The sequence below is a fragment of the Vibrio sp. RM-41-2B genome (assembly GCF_024744415.1).
Classification (GTDB): domain Bacteria; phylum Pseudomonadota; class Gammaproteobacteria; order Enterobacterales; family Vibrionaceae; genus Vibrio; species Vibrio diabolicus.
The window spans coordinates 26,163-42,768 of sequence record NZ_JAMQWD010000019.1; the positions used below are offsets into that span (position 1 = coordinate 26,163).

General features: G+C 45.2%; 11 protein-coding genes. 7 read left to right on the forward strand and 4 right to left on the reverse strand.

Going from position 1 to position 16,606, the window contains the following annotated elements:
- Nucleotides 1–243: 243 nt before the first annotated feature.
- Complete coding sequence (locus NB463_RS13150) at nt 244–2,598, reverse strand: helicase-related protein (RefSeq protein WP_258431253.1); 2,355 nt, start codon at nt 2,596–2,598, stop codon at nt 244–246.
- A gap of 213 nt (nt 2,599–2,811) precedes the next feature.
- Between NB463_RS13150 and NB463_RS13155 the strand changes: the two genes are divergently transcribed.
- The 3 genes from NB463_RS13155 to NB463_RS13165 all read left to right on the forward strand — a co-directional run bounded on the left by NB463_RS13155 (nt 2,812) and on the right by NB463_RS13165 (nt 6,979).
- The gene (locus NB463_RS13155) at nt 2,812–4,500 is read left to right on the forward strand and encodes an NAD-dependent malic enzyme (protein ID WP_053807251.1); all 1,689 of its coding nucleotides are present in this window, start codon (nt 2,812–2,814) and stop codon (nt 4,498–4,500) included.
- A gap of 154 nt (nt 4,501–4,654) precedes the next feature.
- Nucleotides 4,655–5,389 carry a SanA/YdcF family protein gene (locus tag NB463_RS13160; protein WP_031780501.1) on the forward strand — a complete coding sequence of 245 codons (735 nt, stop codon included), beginning with the start codon at nt 4,655–4,657 and terminating at the stop codon, nt 5,387–5,389.
- Between the two features lie 219 nt (nt 5,390–5,608).
- Nucleotides 5,609–6,979: an SLC13 family permease gene (locus tag NB463_RS13165; protein WP_005395853.1), complete on the forward strand. Its 1,371-nt coding sequence runs from the start codon at nt 5,609–5,611 to the stop codon at nt 6,977–6,979.
- Nucleotides 6,980–7,121: 142 nt separating this feature from the next.
- Here the strand turns inward: NB463_RS13165 and NB463_RS13170 are convergent, their stop codons facing one another.
- The gene (locus NB463_RS13170) at nt 7,122–8,459 is read right to left on the reverse strand and encodes a GGDEF domain-containing protein (protein ID WP_053807250.1); all 1,338 of its coding nucleotides are present in this window, start codon (nt 8,457–8,459) and stop codon (nt 7,122–7,124) included.
- A gap of 336 nt (nt 8,460–8,795) precedes the next feature.
- Between NB463_RS13170 and NB463_RS13175 the strand changes: the two genes are divergently transcribed.
- On the forward strand, nt 8,796–9,620 hold the full coding sequence (locus NB463_RS13175; RefSeq protein WP_053807249.1) for a DUF2797 domain-containing protein: 825 nt from the start codon (nt 8,796–8,798) through the stop codon (nt 9,618–9,620).
- Between the two features lie 97 nt (nt 9,621–9,717).
- Here the strand turns inward: NB463_RS13175 and NB463_RS13180 are convergent, their stop codons facing one another.
- Nucleotides 9,718–10,953 (reverse strand): cysteine desulfurase-like protein, encoded by a 1,236-nt coding sequence (locus NB463_RS13180; RefSeq protein WP_257889762.1) that lies wholly within the window; start codon nt 10,951–10,953, stop codon nt 9,718–9,720.
- On the reverse strand, nt 10,937–11,593 hold the full coding sequence (locus tag NB463_RS13185; RefSeq protein ID WP_005393193.1) for a 2OG-Fe dioxygenase family protein: 657 nt from the start codon (nt 11,591–11,593) through the stop codon (nt 10,937–10,939). Before NB463_RS13185 ends, NB463_RS13180 begins: the two co-directional genes overlap by 17 nt.
- Before the next feature lie 359 nt (nt 11,594–11,952).
- Here NB463_RS13185 and trxB point away from each other — a divergent pair, with 359 nt between their 5' ends.
- The 3 genes from trxB to cydC all read left to right on the forward strand — a co-directional run bounded on the left by trxB (nt 11,953) and on the right by cydC (nt 16,517).
- Nucleotides 11,953–12,912: a thioredoxin-disulfide reductase gene (trxB, locus tag NB463_RS13190; protein WP_258431255.1), complete on the forward strand. Its 960-nt coding sequence runs from the start codon at nt 11,953–11,955 to the stop codon at nt 12,910–12,912.
- Nucleotides 12,913–13,015: 103 nt separating this feature from the next.
- Entirely contained in the window at nt 13,016–14,803 is a 1,788-nt protein-coding gene (gene cydD, locus NB463_RS13195) for a heme ABC transporter permease/ATP-binding protein CydD (RefSeq protein WP_258431256.1), read from the forward strand.
- Nucleotides 14,796–16,517: a heme ABC transporter ATP-binding protein/permease CydC gene (gene cydC / locus NB463_RS13200; RefSeq protein WP_258431257.1), complete on the forward strand. Its 1,722-nt coding sequence runs from the start codon at nt 14,796–14,798 to the stop codon at nt 16,515–16,517. The genes cydD and cydC overlap by 8 nt, the downstream gene beginning before the upstream one ends.
- Nucleotides 16,518–16,606 lie beyond the last annotated feature (89 nt).

The window sequence follows — 16,606 nt, forward strand, 5'->3', positions numbered from 1 at the left end:
AACTGTTTTGATATAGCAATGGGATATAAAACATTCGTCTTTTATGCACTAATTTACATGCAAAAGGAAATATTAAAACCAGCTTTGTAACAACTGATGTACAGCTTCGCCATATATAAGCATTCAATTGATTAATATTTCAATTAAGAAACTAAAAACAACACGTAAGTAACGCTATCAATATGAAATCATTATAGATTCACCAAAAAAATATCAATTCTTGTCACAACGTCATCCGCCTACCTACTTCACATCAATCACTCGACTGGCCTTTTTATACTGTATCTTCCAACCAGCCCAGCGTGGCAGCTCCCAACGCTTTGGATCCCCCTTACGGTTTCCCTCTCGATAAACGACCTGTACCAGCTTGCGAGACGCGTAATACTCAACATCCAGTTGGAGTTCTGGCAGCGAAAGTTCTAAAGGGTACTGCTCCGTGAAATCGTCGTATTCCCATTCTGGAACACCGTTAAATGTTAAGTCTTCCGGTTCAAACAACGCCATATCATCGACATTTTCAACGCCTAATGTTTCCAACTGATCCTTTAACCAGCTAGAAAATGTCAAGGAGGCCAAGTCGTTAACCTCTTCTCCTTCGACATTAAGGCCCAATGCGTTGTAGAGTTTCCAGTGTTGGATTTGTTGTTTTCTTTGAGAAGCAAAACCTGGTAACAGTGTCTCGTCTTCTATCATTTCGACAATAGACTGAACAGCAACATCACCTTGTAACGCTTGGTGTTCAGAACAGACTGTTCGCCCGGCGTAGACCAAATGCATTGTTGCTCTTGGCGTCTCTTCTTCATAATTCGTCTCACCTTGTTGCCACTCCCCAAATTCAAGTTCGCGTAACAACGTCAGCGGGATAGGCATCATGACCGATGCGAGGTTCAGTGTTTGCTTAACGCCTCGTCCTGGCACGCTATGGCTATCTAGCACGATGGCAGCTTCTTCTTTATCAGGAAAGCGGCTGTTACGCCCAACCAGCATCTCGACTACGCCATTTCCTAGAGCATCTCTTCGACGAGCTCGTCGGACAAACACAAGCTCAGGGTGCAATGAGGCGATGGAGAAAAAGAGCGCTTCACGTTTATATCGAGAGGCAACGTCAAGTTCCGGTAATTCAAATACTTCTCGCATTTGTTTCGCTAAACCTTGTGCCTCTTCGAGTGCGCTGGCATCAATGACAATGCCCGGAAATCGCTCCCCCCGAACCAAACGGATCAGCAAAGAGGCATCACATCCGTATGGCTCCTCTTGAGATAGAAGCTCAGCAACTTCACCACTTTGTCGCTGATAGAGCTGCGCAGGTACAGATAAGGCGGCAGCCAAATCAATCATTGCTTCCTTCTCTGGCTTCGCTTGAATTCTGGTAACGAGATCGGCAAACAGTGCATCAATGGGTAGTGGGTATACTTTTCTCCCGTGCTGCGTGACATTGCCATCCTCATCAATCGCTTCCATAGATAACAACGTCGAATGAGATGCCTCTAGCGACTTTGGAGGAATTGAGTCGAGAAAATCGAGTGTTGAAAGACGGTATCCACAACAAGCCGCTGTCAGCATGGGCTCGACGAGCTCTTCTCTGTGCAATTCTGGAGGCGTCACTAATTCTAAAGGCGCGTGTTCACCATATAGACGAATACAAGCCCCTTCAGCAACACGGCCCGCCCGCCCCATTCGCTGCGCGGCGCTGGCCTTAGAAATGTGGGTCAGCGTTAACGCTGTGCGACCGTTACGTTGAATGGTTCGACGCTCTAAGCCGCTATCAATGACAACTCGGATGTTAGGTATCGTTAAGGAGGTTTCCGCAACATTGGTTGCCAATACGACTTTTCGTTGTTTTTGCGTAGTTAACGCGCGGTGCCGTTCTTCATCACTAACCGAGGCATGAAGTTTGACCACCATGACATCGCCGCAACTTTGTAGCATCTGAGCACATTGGGTGATCTCTTTGCGTCCTGGGAGAAAAACGAGAATATCGCCATCTTCATCTTCCAATGCTTCTTTTACCGCTCTGACAACCTCTTGTGCACATCCCTTCTTATTCGGTAAATAACGGCTGTCTAAAGAACGATGTGTCACCGTGACTGGAAAGCAACGCCCTTCAGATCGCAGACGCTTCGCATTCAGGTAACGCGCTAGCTTTTCGCCCTCCAGCGTAGCGGAAGTGACGATCAACCGATGCTGATTTTCTTGCTTCAAAATTGCGGTTAATAGATCAATATCCCAGCGTCGCTCGTGAAATTCGTCCACTATCACGATATCGAAGCCTGCTAGCTTGTTTTCCGCAAACCAACGCAGTGCGACTCCCGGAGTCACAAATACAACTTCGGTTTTTTCATCAAAGTAGGCATGAAGCTTGATCGCGTAACCGACTTTGCGACCTATTGGCTCACCAGATTGCTCCGCAAGATATTCAGCCAACGAGGTACAAGCAATTCGACGTGGTTCAATAACCAGCACGCGTCCGTGTTTTGCCGCCCACATAGGCAAACGGGTAGATTTACCTGACCCGGTTTCGGCTTCCACCACGAGATGGTTTTGGTTCACATGTTGGTCAAACTCAGCTTGCAGGCTGTCGATAGGTAGTTGAAACATAGAAATTGGATTTGATTTGATGATGCAGAACATTATACCCAAGTAAAAAAATCCTGCTTTAGGTATCTCTAAACAACCAATATTGCCGATATTTTCGGCGGTATCTGAGTTTTTTTGCGACATTACATTGATGTGCATCAACGCATGTTTACAACTAAATGGTGAACCCGTTAAAATTTGGTGCGCATCCTTCAACCCTACATAAGGCACCCAATGAACAACGATAAACGCCCACTATATATTCCATATGCGGGTCCGGCTCTTTTAGCAACCCCTCTTTTGAACAAAGGCAGTGCATTCTCTGCTGAAGAACGTAGTTCATTCAACTTAGAAGGCTTGCTTCCAGAGTCTACCGAAACAATCCAAGAGCAGGTGGAACGTGCCTACCAGCAATACAAGAGTTTCGAAAGCGATATGGATAAGCACATTTATCTGCGTAATATCCAAGACACCAACGAAACACTGTATTACCGCCTAGTGCAAAACCACATTTCAGAGATGATGCCTATCATCTACACGCCAACTGTCGGCGCAGCATGTGAAAACTTCTCTAACATTTACCGCCGTGGTCGTGGTCTATTCATTTCATATCCGAACCGTGACCGTATTGACGACTTGCTGAATAATGCAGCAAACCACAACGTTAAAGTGATTGTTGTGACAGATGGTGAACGTATCCTTGGCTTGGGTGACCAAGGTATCGGCGGCATGGGCATTCCTATTGGTAAACTGTCACTTTATACCGCGTGTGGTGGTATCAGCCCTGCTTACACGCTACCAATCGTGCTTGATGTGGGTACGAATAACCCACAACGTTTAGCTGATCCGATGTACATGGGTTGGCGTCACCCTCGTATTACGGGTGCAGAATACGATGCATTTGTAGAAGAGTTTATCCAAGCAGTACAGCGCCGTTGGCCTGATGCCTTGATCCAGTTCGAAGACTTTGCTCAGAAAAATGCGATGCCTCTTCTTGAGCGTTACAAAGATCGCGTGTGCTGCTTCAATGATGATATTCAAGGCACGGCGGCCGTTACTGTTGGCTCTCTACTTGCCGCCTGTAAAGCAGCAGGCACTCAGCTGTCTAAACAGCGTATCACCTTCTTGGGCGCTGGCTCTGCTGGTTGCGGTATCGCAGAAGCGATCATCGCACAAATGGTATCGGAAGGGATTTCTGACGAGCAAGCTCGCTCACAAGTTTACATGGTTGACCGTTGGGGTCTGTTACAAGAAGGCATGCCTAACCTTCTTGATTTCCAACAACGCTTGGTGCAAAAGCATATCAATACGAAAGAGTGGGAAAATGAAGGAAATGGCTTCTCACTCCTCGATGTTATGCGTAACGCCAAACCAACGGTACTGATTGGTGTTTCTGGTGCTCCTGGCCTATTTAGCCAAGAAGTCATCGAAGAAATGCATAAACACTGTAAGCGTCCGATTGTCTTCCCACTGTCGAACCCAACAAGCCGCGTAGAAGCGACACCGAACGACATCATTCGTTGGACAAATGGTGAAGCACTGGTTGCAACAGGTAGCCCATTTGAGCCTGTGGTTCATGAAGGTCGCACTTACCCTATTGCCCAATGTAACAACAGCTACATCTTCCCTGGCATTGGCCTTGGTGTACTTGCTGTAAACGCAAAACGTGTCACCGACGAGATGCTAATGGAATCAAGCCGTGCGCTCGCAACATGCTCTCCTCTAGCAATCAACGGTCGTGGTGCGCTACTTCCACCGTTGGAAGAGATCCACTCGGTATCGAAAAAGATCGCGTTTGCTGTTGGTAAGAAGGCAATCGAACAAGGTGTCGCATTAGAAATCACTGATGAAGCATTGAACGTGGCGATTGAACAATCGTTCTGGCAGCCGGTTTACCGTCGTTACAAACGCACTGCGTTCTAAGCTTGAGACATTTCGTTTAATAATTAGCCCCTACCATGTAGGGGCTTTTATTTTTTTATCATCCTAACCAGATTTTGGCATAAATGGGCTTCTCTCTTTTTGTTTCTATCAGATATGATGAGAACTACATTTTTAGTTAAGGATATAAAACGTTTTGTTGTTTTCTCGCATAAGATCAAAGTGGAAGCTGAAATTTTCCTGGAAGCGACTTGCTTTGATTTTGTCGATCTCTGTACTTAGTCTGCTTGTTTCTGTTATTGCCATCGACCGGTGGGTGGTTTTACAAGCCAAAGAAAGCATTTTCACTGAATACGAACAAATACCTCAACATGAGGTTGCTGTGGTTCTCGGTACCAGTAAATACATCGGTAAGATCCTCAACACTTACTACACTCATCGCATTAATGCGGCGATTGAGCTTTACAACCAAGGCAAAGTAAAACAGTTTTTATTGAGTGGCGATAACGCCCATCGCTCCTACAACGAACCGTGGACGATGAAACGCGACTTACTTAAAGCCGGCGTGCCTGAGGAAGTTATTCACCTTGATTATGCTGGCTTTCGTACTCTAGATTCGATTGTGAGGGCGAAAAAGATTTTTGCTTCGGAGCGCTTTCTGATTGTGACTCAGCGCTTTCATTGTGAGCGAGCGCTGTTTATTGCCGATGCTTACAACATTGATGCGCAGTGTCTTGCGGTAGCAGGACCTACGACAAACAAACAAAAAACATCAATGCGTATTCGAGAGTTGCTCGCCCGTGTGAAAGCCTTTTTAGACCTCTACATTATTAATACGCAGCCCAAGTTTCTTGGTCCTCAAGAACCTATCGTTGCAGTAAAAGAGCCTGAAAAAATCTCTAATGAGCCTCTGCAAGTTCCCGTCGAATAGAGTAACAACGCAGCTCACAAGGCTAATAACATTTCTATAAAACAAATGGGTAGTTTTCTACCCATTTCCAATTCTCAACATCACATTTTCTAATTTGCTCTACGATTCAGGCAAAACTCTTTTTTGCATTCCAAGTAACATTTAATCAATAAATAACTACAAGTCAGTTACTTTGCCATAAAAAAACCGACAAAAGGCAATGCAAAAGGAGCACTACCCATGACCGCACTCGCTGTGACATTGAAGAACTGGTTCTTCACTCGCAACAGCATGATTTTGAACGCGAATATCGTATTGTTCATTATCTTGTTTAATACCCTACCCTTTGAGCCACAAGTAGTAACCGGCCTGAGCATCTTAGTTTTTGTTGCTATTCTTTGGCTAACCGAAGCGATTCACGTCAGCATAACCGCGCTGCTCATACCATTACTTGCGGTATTTTTAGGCGTGTTTAATACTCAGACCGCACTGAACAACTTCTCCAACTCCATCATCTTTCTATTCTTAGGTGGTTTTGCACTTGCTGCAGCTTTGCATAAACAGAAGTTAGACCAAGCTATTGCTGATAAAGTGCTGTTGCTCGCAAGAGGCAAAATGTCTGTCGCTGTATTCATGCTATTTGGTGTGAGTGCTGGCCTGTCAATGTGGATTTCAAACACCGCCACTGCCGCTATGATGCTGCCTCTTGTACTGGGTGTGATGACAAAGCTAGACGCGAAGAAAAATCACAATACCTTTTTGTTTGTTCTGCTCGGCATCGCTTACAGTGCTTCGATTGGTGGTATTGCAACGCTGGTTGGTAGCCCACCAAACGCCATTGCAGCAGCTGAAGTTGGCCTAAGTTTTACTGAGTGGATGAAGCTCGGTGTGCCTATCTCATTAGTACTAATGCCAATCGCTATTCTCGTGTTGTACACCATGACTAAGCCTGACCTTAGCCACAAGTTTGACCTTGACCATCAACCAGTCGAATGGACAAACGGCAAAATGATTACGTTGGCGATTTTCTTACTGACCGTAACTTTGTGGATATTCAGTAAGCCAATTAACGCTATGCTGGGTGGCTTCGCTAAGTTCGATACCCTTGTCGCAATAGGTGCGATTCTTCTGCTTGGGGCTTCTCGCGCTGTAGAGTGGAAAGATATTGAGAAAACAACCGACTGGGGTGTGTTAATCCTATTTGGTGGTGGCATCTGTTTGAGTAACGTCCTAAAAGCAACCGGTACAAGCGTATTTTTGGCTCATAGCTTATCGGGCTTCCTTGAGCAAGCAGGTATCCTTCTGACGATTCTTGCTGTAGTTGCTTTTGTTGTATTTTTGACTGAGTTTGCAAGTAACACCGCTAGTGCTGCACTACTGGTCCCTGTATTTGCAACCATCGCAGAGGCCTTAGGCATGTCTCCGGTCATTCTCTCTGCATTGATTGCCGTGGCCGCTTCTTGTGCATTTATGTTACCAGTTGCGACACCTCCAAATGCGATTGTGTTCGGTACGGGCCATATCAAGCAAAAAGAAATGATGCGAATTGGTTTCGTCTTAAATATTGCCTGTATTGCTGCACTAACGCTTTTCGCTTGGTTGTTCTGGTAAAAAACAGCAAGCTCGATTAGCACTACACTGCTGCTCACGGTAATCACATCGATGACCCAAACTTCCCCCTAAGTGGTGTTCAGCAGTTTCCCTCTTGGTGGCCAGTTGGCCACCTTTTTTTATTCCTTTGAGTGACGAATCGTTAGGCTTGCTTCTTTTCGCAGGCAAGCAAACCATAATGAGCTTCCACTCGGTTACGACCATTGCGCTTCGCTTGATAAAGCACTTCATCTGCTCTCGCCATGGTTTCTGAGACGCGTTCATTTTGCATTTGGGCGACGCCAATGCTGCATGTTAATGATTCACCGTGTACCCACAAATGACTCTCCACATTTTTGCGAATCATTTCCGACTTCTTCACAGCTTGCTCAATATTGGTGTCAGGGCAAAATACAACAAATTCTTCTCCCCCCCAACGAACAAGTCGGTCATCTGGGTAGATAGAACTTGCCACCACCATGACAAATTCGCGCAATATGTCATCCCCCATTTGGTGCCCAAATTTGTCATTCACCTTCTTAAATTTATCCAAATCCATATAAAGGATACTGAATGTACTATGCCCCCAGCGAACTTGCCGTGATTGCTGCTCAAGCCAGTGCTGCACTGCGTGACGGTTCATCGCTCCCGTCAACGCATCGCGATGCGCTAACTCTGCAAACTCATAGTTTTGAGCTCGCAACGTACCATTCACCTTCTCTAAATGACGATGACGTTTTTTCGCTTTTTCATAAGCGACTCGATTTTTTCGTAATTCGTGCAGCGAAAATGCCAGTCCAAGCGCCATCCAAGAGAGTAAGAGCGCATACAGTAACGTTTCTTGTGCAAGGTAAGCGCCTTCAAACTCAATTTTATCAATCACAATTTTGTGCTCGCCAAGTTCCGCACCAGATCCGGTCGCTATATCAATACGTGTGATGTTTGAAAATTCAGGTGCAGAGTGTTCAATTGCGACTTTGTTGTCTACTAACCACCACGTCATCACCTGTAAATTTTTAATCGGAATTTCGATGATGTTGTTTGAACCGGACGGAGAAAACTGCATGCCATTGTATTTAATCGTGTACTCGTCGTCTGGTTTGGAATACTCAGGGTTATAGTTGCGCAGATATAAACGCAAATCATGGCTCGGATTGGGCCCCACCCCCGCCTCTTCATATCTCACTTTCAATCGAATCGTATGGTAGTTGGAAAGGTCAATCCCCTGTGTTGGCGTTGTGGAATCGGTATAAACAGAGATTCCGCAATAAGGCCAAGCATACGAGCTTTGCTTTAAGTCACAACTGAGAACTAGGCTTTGCTTATCGTAAATAATATCAGCCTCACTCAAGCCACCTTCGCTGGCGTCTTTAGTCGCATAGATATTGAAATGTTCTGGTGTAATGGTCAGCTTTCGTGTATCACCAAGAACACTATAAAGCGCAACCAAACTAATAGTGCAAATAGAGAGGGCAAAGATAAATTTATGGATCCACTTCATGGGCGAGTGACCTGCTCAGCTTATATACAACACAATGTACTCAATGATTTTTCGAACTTCAAACAAAGTCATTTATCAAGAAACAAAATTACTTTTAGCTTTCGTTCTTACTTTCGATACATGGTAACGTGTTTTGAACCGTTATCACGTTTTTAAATCTCTCAAAAATGCGGTTCACTTGTTATTTGCGAAGCATTTCACAGCCGTATTTCCTAACCCATGAAGGCCAGTGCATAACATTTCAGAGCGATACATTTCGCTTTAATGTGCCTGTCAACCCTGCATCTCATCACCACTTCGGATATACTGTGCAAAAACACAATAATGAGTAATGTCATGTCATTAATTGCAACTGGTACGCTAAATAAAATGCGTGCATCTCTGGACGGTGCTGTCAGTTACCGTCTACCTGTTGGTGAGGAAGAAATTGATCTATCGCCGTTTCTGGGTAAAACGCTCACACTGACTCACACGGGCAATATTTTTTGTTGCTCATGTGGTAAGAAAACGAAAAAGAGTTATTCGCAAGGCCATTGTTTTGTCTGTATGAAAAAGCTAGCAAGCTGCGATATGTGCATCATGAAGCCAGAGACTTGTCACTACGACCAAGGGACTTGTCGCGAGCCACAATGGGGCGAAGAGAACTGCATGGTGGATCACTTTGTCTACCTATCCAATACATCCAGCTTAAAAGTTGGTATCACTCGTCATACGCAAATCCCAACTCGTTGGATTGATCAAGGTGCGACTCAGGGTTTGCCAATTTTTAAGGTAAAAACTCGCCATATCTCCGGTTTAATTGAAGTTGAACTGGCGAAACATATCGCAGATAAAACCAATTGGCGCACACTGTTGAAAGGCGATGGTGAACCAATGGCACTGCAAGATCGTTTTGCTGAGCTATTGCCGTTGGTCGAAGATAAGATTGCTGAGATAAAACAGAAATTCGGTGAAGATGCAATTGAAGTATTGAGCGAAAGCATTACCGACCTTAGCTATCCGGTGCAACAGCACCCAACTAAGATCACCTCGCATAATTTCGATAAAAACCCGGTTGTTACTGGCACTTTGCAAGGCATCAAAGGTCAATACCTCATTTTTGACACTGGCGTGATCAACGTAAGAAAATTCACTTCCTATGAAGTAGAAGTAAGCACCTAATCGCATATACGCATATATAGCTGGTTTGTTGAAATAAAAACGAAAAAGCTCGAGTCAAACTCGAGCTTTTGTTTTTCTATCAGGAAGATATGATCAGTTACGCATCAAGGATGTTTTCTAGTACATCGAACAACATATCGACTTCTTCTATTGTGTTGTAATGCATGCAACCAATTCGTACTACACCACCCGACTCTTCTAGACCAAGTTGACGAACTAAGCCCAGCGCATAAAAGTGGCCGTTCCAAACACAGATGTTGTGTTCACCCAGCGTTTTCGCGATAAATTCTGGAGAATATCGGTCGAATGTTAGCGCAAAAGTTGGTGTGCGGAGTTGACTATCTTCTTTCGCAATGCCAAATAGATTGACACCATCTAGTGCACTTAGACGCTGTAAGAAACGCTCACTCAAGCGTTGCTCATGTTGTTCATACAATTGGTAACTTTGCTCCAATCGTTGACGAAGAGGTAGACCGGCTTCACCAAATTGAGCCAGATACTCAACCGCAGCAACGACACCAGCAAGACCTTCAAAACTTTGCGTCCCCGTTTCAAATCGGCCTGGGCCAATATTGGTTGCAGGCTCGACTTTGTACGGACGAATACTGTGCAGCCACTGATCGGCAATGTAAGCAATACCAACGTGCGGGCCGAAAAACTTGTAAGCTGAGCAAGCTAAAAAGTCACAGCCTAACGCTTGAACATCAACCAAATGATGCGGCGCATAATGAACGGCATCCACATAAACTTGTGCCCCAACGTTGTGAGCCATGCTTACTACTCGCTGCACATCCACGATAGAACCAGTCGTATTCGATGCATAGGTCACCGCTACAAGGCGCGTTTTATCAGAAAGAAGACTGCTTAAATGCTCCAAGTCCAACGTACAATCACCTTCGTTGATACGAACCTGATGAACCGTAACGCCTTGATCTTCTGCCGCTTGTTGCCAGCTGGACACATTCGAATAGTGGTCCAAAGCAGAAACAATGATCTCATCTCCCTCTTGCCAATCTCGGCTAATCGCACGACTAAGCTGAAAGGTTAACGATGTCATGTTCGCACCGAAGACGATATTGCCAGATGACGGCGCGTTAAGCAGAGCTTGCGCTGACTCGCGTGCATTTTGCATAACGTCAACCGTCTTTTGGCTAGAAAAATAATGCCCACCTAAGTTGGCGTTGAAACGACCTAAATATCCCACCATGCTATCTAGCACTGATTGAGGTACCTGTGACCCGCCTGGACCATCAAAAAACGTCACAGGTTTGTCGTTATGGTATTGAGCGAGTGCCGGAAACTGCTCTCTGATCAGATTAAGATTGAAGTTCATTGCGCTTATCCGTAGCCGTGAGTACAAACACATCCATATGACCCGCTTCATCATCAATGACAGAACGGATTGGGCACGCGTTGTGCCACAGTTTACTGTCTGCCAATATTGCAACCTCACCCGTTTCTAACACCTTACGGAAAAATGGGGCTTGGTTATGACTGCTGTACAGCATGATGTCACCACCAATGATGTTATGACGTCCCACGCCAACCATTGCAATGTGATCAAAACCGTCTTGGTGCACACCTTCAGGTGCCACTTGAGTTTCTTCTTCTAGCGCTGTGATTCGGATTTGGTGAATTTCTATTTCCTGGCCGTTAGGCAGATGATTCGCATTGACAAACAATTCGCACATTTCTCGGAAACCATCACTGGTGAGAATATCCTTCTCAATCGGCTCAAATTGTCTTACAACATCACCTTGGAATCGGTTGATATCAGACGATTGAACAAAGCTGTTTTTGTTTAAGTCAATGACTTTGCCATTATCAAAACCAACCACAGAATAACGTCTTAGTCGATACTGACCATCTGCATGCTCGGTACGAGGCAGTTCTTCAAACGATGGGGAAAGCTGCTCAATTGCTGCCATGCTGAGCTGTGTTAAATGCAGAGTATTCTCACGTGAATGTAACATCATTGTCTCCTTTAATGAGGCACATTAATTAACATTTAATTTACACACTAGGTTACGCAAATATTCTGCAATTGCCAGCTTTTAACGTTGATAGCTTCAACAAAATAACAAAAACAACATAACAGACCAATCCAAAGCACAAATACAGAGCCATGTTTCAGTTTTGCGCTTTGGCGATATTTGAAACTAGACTTCTCTACTACGAATAGAATTTTATGCTAGAAGTCAACGTTCTTTATCAATCTTTAGTGGGTTCTAATCTATAACCAATTATTCGATCACAATCGTTGTTTATGCTTTTAAAGCACTAAGAATTTCCATACAATCGAGGGAAATGTTCAGCCCTTTTTGGAGCCATAATGAGCGACGTAAAACATTGTAAACTATTAATTCTTGGTTCTGGTCCAGCAGGATACACAGCTGCCGTCTACGCAGCGCGTGCCAACCTAAACCCTGTGCTTGTGACGGGAATGCAACAAGGTGGTCAGCTAACCACCACTACTGAAGTTGAAAACTGGCCCGGCGACGCTGAAGGTCTGACAGGTCCTACATTGATGGATCGCATGAAAGAGCACGCCGAGCGTTTCGAAACTGAAATCGTGTTTGATCACATCAACGAAGTAGAACTATCACAACGCCCATTTCGTTTAAAAGGCGATTCTGGCGAGTACACATGTGACGCATTGATTATTTCTACAGGTGCATCAGCAAAATACCTTGGCCTTGAGTCTGAAGAAGCATTTAAAGGTCGCGGCGTTTCTGCTTGTGCAACCTGTGACGGTTTCTTCTACCGTAATCAGAAAGTTGCAGTTGTGGGCGGTGGTAACACTGCTGTTGAGGAAGCACTTTACCTATCTAACATTGCGTCAGAAGTTCACCTGATCCACCGCCGCGATTCATTCCGCGCAGAGAAGATCCTTGTGAAACGTCTGATGGATAAAGTTGAAAGCGGTAATATCGTTCTTCATACCGATCGAACTCTCGATGAAGTACTTGGCGACGACATGGGCGTAACTGGCGTTCGTATTAAAGACGTCAACACAGGTGCGACTGAAGACCTTGAAGTGATGGGTGCGTTTATTGCGATCGGCCACCAGCCAAACACACAAATCTTTGAAGGCCAAGTAGACATGAAAGATGGCTACATCATCGTTAAGTCTGGCCTAGAAGGCAACGCAACACAAACTAGTATCGAAGGTGTATTTGCAGCAGGCGACGTTATGGACCATAACTACCGTCAAGCTATCACATCTGCAGGTACAGGTTGTATGGCGGCATTAGATGCTGAGCGTTTCTTAGACTCACTTGGTGACAAATAACTTTTCACATTTGTGTCATATCCTTAAAGCCCAGCGGTATTCCCGCTGGGTTTTCTTTTGTATACTACCGCCTCATTAAAACAATTATCATTAAGCCTTCACGATGGATAAGAAAAAGCAAAGCAGCTTGAATAAGTGGCTTAAGCAACAAAGTAAGTTAGCCAAGCGCTGGCTTATGATTGCGATAGGCCTAGGCGTACTTTCAAGCGTGTTTTTATTGGCTCAAGCAGCCCTGATCGCCTCCATTCTGCACCAGTTAATCATTGACCAAGTCGACAAAGCCGACCTCATTTGGCATTTTGTTGGGCTTGGTGGCACAGTTATCGGTCGAGCTGCTTGTACCTGGGGTCGAGAGCTTGCCGGTTACCGTTGCGGTGAGCAAATTCGAGTTTATATTCGCCAACTCATTTTAGATAAAGTTCATAAACTTGGGCCCGCTTACATCAAAGGCAAACCTGCCGGCAGCTGGGCGACGCTCATCTTAGAGCAGGTAGAAGATATGCAAGATTTCTTCTCTCGCTACTTGCCTCAGATGTCATTATCGGTATTAGTGCCTTTCATTATTTTGGGTGTCGTATTCCCAGTAAACTGGGCGGCAGGCTTGATCTTCCTAGTCACTGCACCACTGGTGCCTATTTTCATGGCACTGGTTGGGATGAAAGCCGCAGAAGCAAACCGTAAAAACTTTAAAGCGATGCAGCGTTTGTCCGGTCACTTTTATGACCGCTTGCAAGCAATGACGACCATTCGCTTATTCGATAGAACAAAATCTGAAACTGAAACTCTGAAGGGTGCTTCGGAAGTCTTTCGTACTCGCACCATGGACGTTCTGAAAATCGCGTTTCTATCTTCTGCGGTTTTAGAGTTTTTCACTTCCATTTCTATCGCAATTACCGCCGTCTACTTTGGCTTTAGTTATATCGGAGAGCTCGATTTCGGCTACTACGGCACAGGTGTTACGCTGTTTGCTGGTTTGTTCATTCTGATTCTTGCGCCAGAGTTTTATCAGCCATTACGTGATTTGGGCACGTTCTATCATGCGAAACAGCAAGCGGTTGGCGCAGCAGAAAGCATTGTCGAGTTTCTGGATTTGGAAGTCGATCAAATCAAAGATGGTACCCAAGCGTTAGATAAAAACAGACCTATCCATATTGAAGCGGACGAGTTAACCATTTTTAGTCCGGAAGGTAAGCAGCTCGCAGGTCCCCTATCCTTCTCTCTTGAAGCCAACAAAAGTACGGCTTTAGTTGGACCAAGTGGCGCAGGTAAAACAAGCTTGGTCAACACCATCCTCGGTTTCATGCCTTATCAAGGTAGCTTGAAGATTAATGGTTGTGAATTGTCACAACTGGATCTAGCCACATGGCGAGAGGCCGTAAGCTGGATTGGTCAAAACCCGATGCTATTACATGGCAGCATTCGAGATAACGTCACGTTAGGCAAACACAACATTCAAGATGCAGACGTTCATTCTGTTTTGAATGACTCTCACGCTGCTGAGTTTGTTGAAATGCATGGGTTGGATTATCCGATATCTGATCGCTCTGGTGGTTTATCTGTCGGCCAAGCCCAGCGTTTAGCGTTGGCTCGCGCTATGCTGCAAAATGGTCGTTTTTGGTTATTAGATGAACCGACCGCAAGCTTAGATGCTCGTAGTGAAAAACTCGTCATGGAAGGCATTAACAAGTACGCACATGCCACAACGAATTTGATGATTACTCACCAGTTGGCACCTTTACAAAGCGTATCGCAAATTCTTGTTATGCAGGACGGCCAGATTGTTCAACGTGGTGATTACGACACACTGTCGACAGAAGATGGCTTATTTAAAGGCATGTTGGAAGCGAACCTCGCACAACGTGAAACAGACAAGGGGAACTTAGATGCGTGATTTACTCCCTTATCTAAAACTCTATAAGAAACATTGGTTTGGTCTTTCTCTAGGTATGCTACTGGCATTTCTGACCTTAGCTGCATCTATTGGCCTATTAACGCTATCGGGTTGGTTTATTTCAGCCGCAGCGGTGGCAGGCTTGACGGTTGCTCGTGAGACCTTCAACTACATGTTACCAGGTGCCGGGGTACGCGGCGCTGCAATGGCTCGAACCGCAGGTCGATGGGGGGAACGTGTCGTCAGCCACAATGCGACGTTCAAGTTACTTACCGATCTACGTATCTTCTTCTTTAAGAAACTTGCACCAATGATTCCGGGTCGTGTCTCTACGATGCGTGATGCTGATCTGCTCAACCGCCTAGTGGCGGACGTTGACGCGATGGATCACGTTTATCTTCGACTTATCAGCCCTGTCGTGATTGGCATTTTTGGCATATTGACTTTAACGGCTGTCCTGGCGTTCTTTGATTGGCATCTCGCGCTGCTGCTTGGCTCGATTCTTACCGTCATGTTGTTTGTATGGCCAGTGTTGTTCTATAAACTTGGTAAAAGTAATGGCGAGAATCTCACTCATCATAAAGCACAATTGCGAGTGGCGACTCTGGACTGGCTTCAAGGCTACAGCGAACTGAGTATCTTTGGAGCAGAAGAGCGTTATCGCAATCTCATTCTAGAGAAGCAAAAGCAGCTGTTGTCTAATCAGTTTGTGAACGCGAATTTAACGGGCATGGCTTCAGGCCTGCTTATGCTTGTGAACGGTCTTACACTGGTTGTGATGCTTTGGTTTGCTGCAGACGGCGTAGGAGGTCGTACTCCTGATCCTTGGATTGCGTTGTTTGCATTTGCAACGATGGCAAGTTTTGAAATTTTGATGCCTATTGCGGGCGCGTTCCAGTACCTGGGTCAAACGTTGACTTCTGCTCGTCGTTTAAATGAAGTAATTTTGGCTGAACCGGACGTTGTCTTCCCTGAGCAATCGAAACATAAAGGCACAACGTTAGACATTGAATTCGACAACATTGACTTCACTTACTCTGACGGTCAGCAAAAGGTGCTGAAAGACTTGTCACTCTCACTACCGTTGGGCACTAAAACAGCGATTGTAGGTCAAACAGGTTCAGGTAAATCAACACTGATTCAGCTTCTTTGTCGCTACTGGGATGTAAACCAAGGTGAAGTTCGAATCGGTGGTACAAAACTGCAAGATTGGAGCGAGTCTGACCTGCGAGAAGCAATGACAGTGGTCAGTCAACGCGTTGATGTACTGAATGGAACACTGCGTGACAACCTACTTATGGCCGCTCCAGAAGCAAGTGATGAGCGACTATCTGAGATTCTTCAAAAAGTCGAACTTGGTGGCCTTCTTGAGGATCCAGGGTTAGACGCTTGGTTAGGCGACGGTGGTCGTCAGTTATCTGGTGGAGAGAAACGCCGAATCGGTATTGCTCGCGCATTGCTACGTGATGCCCCAATCCTACTCTTGGATGAACCAACTGAAGGTCTCGATAAGCGTACGGAACAGAAAGTGATGGCGCTTTTCAATGAGCACTTTGCTAATAAGACAGTGATATTCATTACACACCGACTAATAGAATTAGAAAGCATGGATAGCATCTGTTTGATGGAACAAGGTGAGATCATCGAGCAAGGCGATCATCCAACGCTACTCGCTCAAAAAGGTCGTTACTACCAGCTATTACAATCTCTATAATTCGATATTCTGTGACGAGAAGGGCTCATCAAACGATGAGCCCTTTTGCTATTCCTGTATTGTCAATTGCCTAGTTAAGTACGTATACA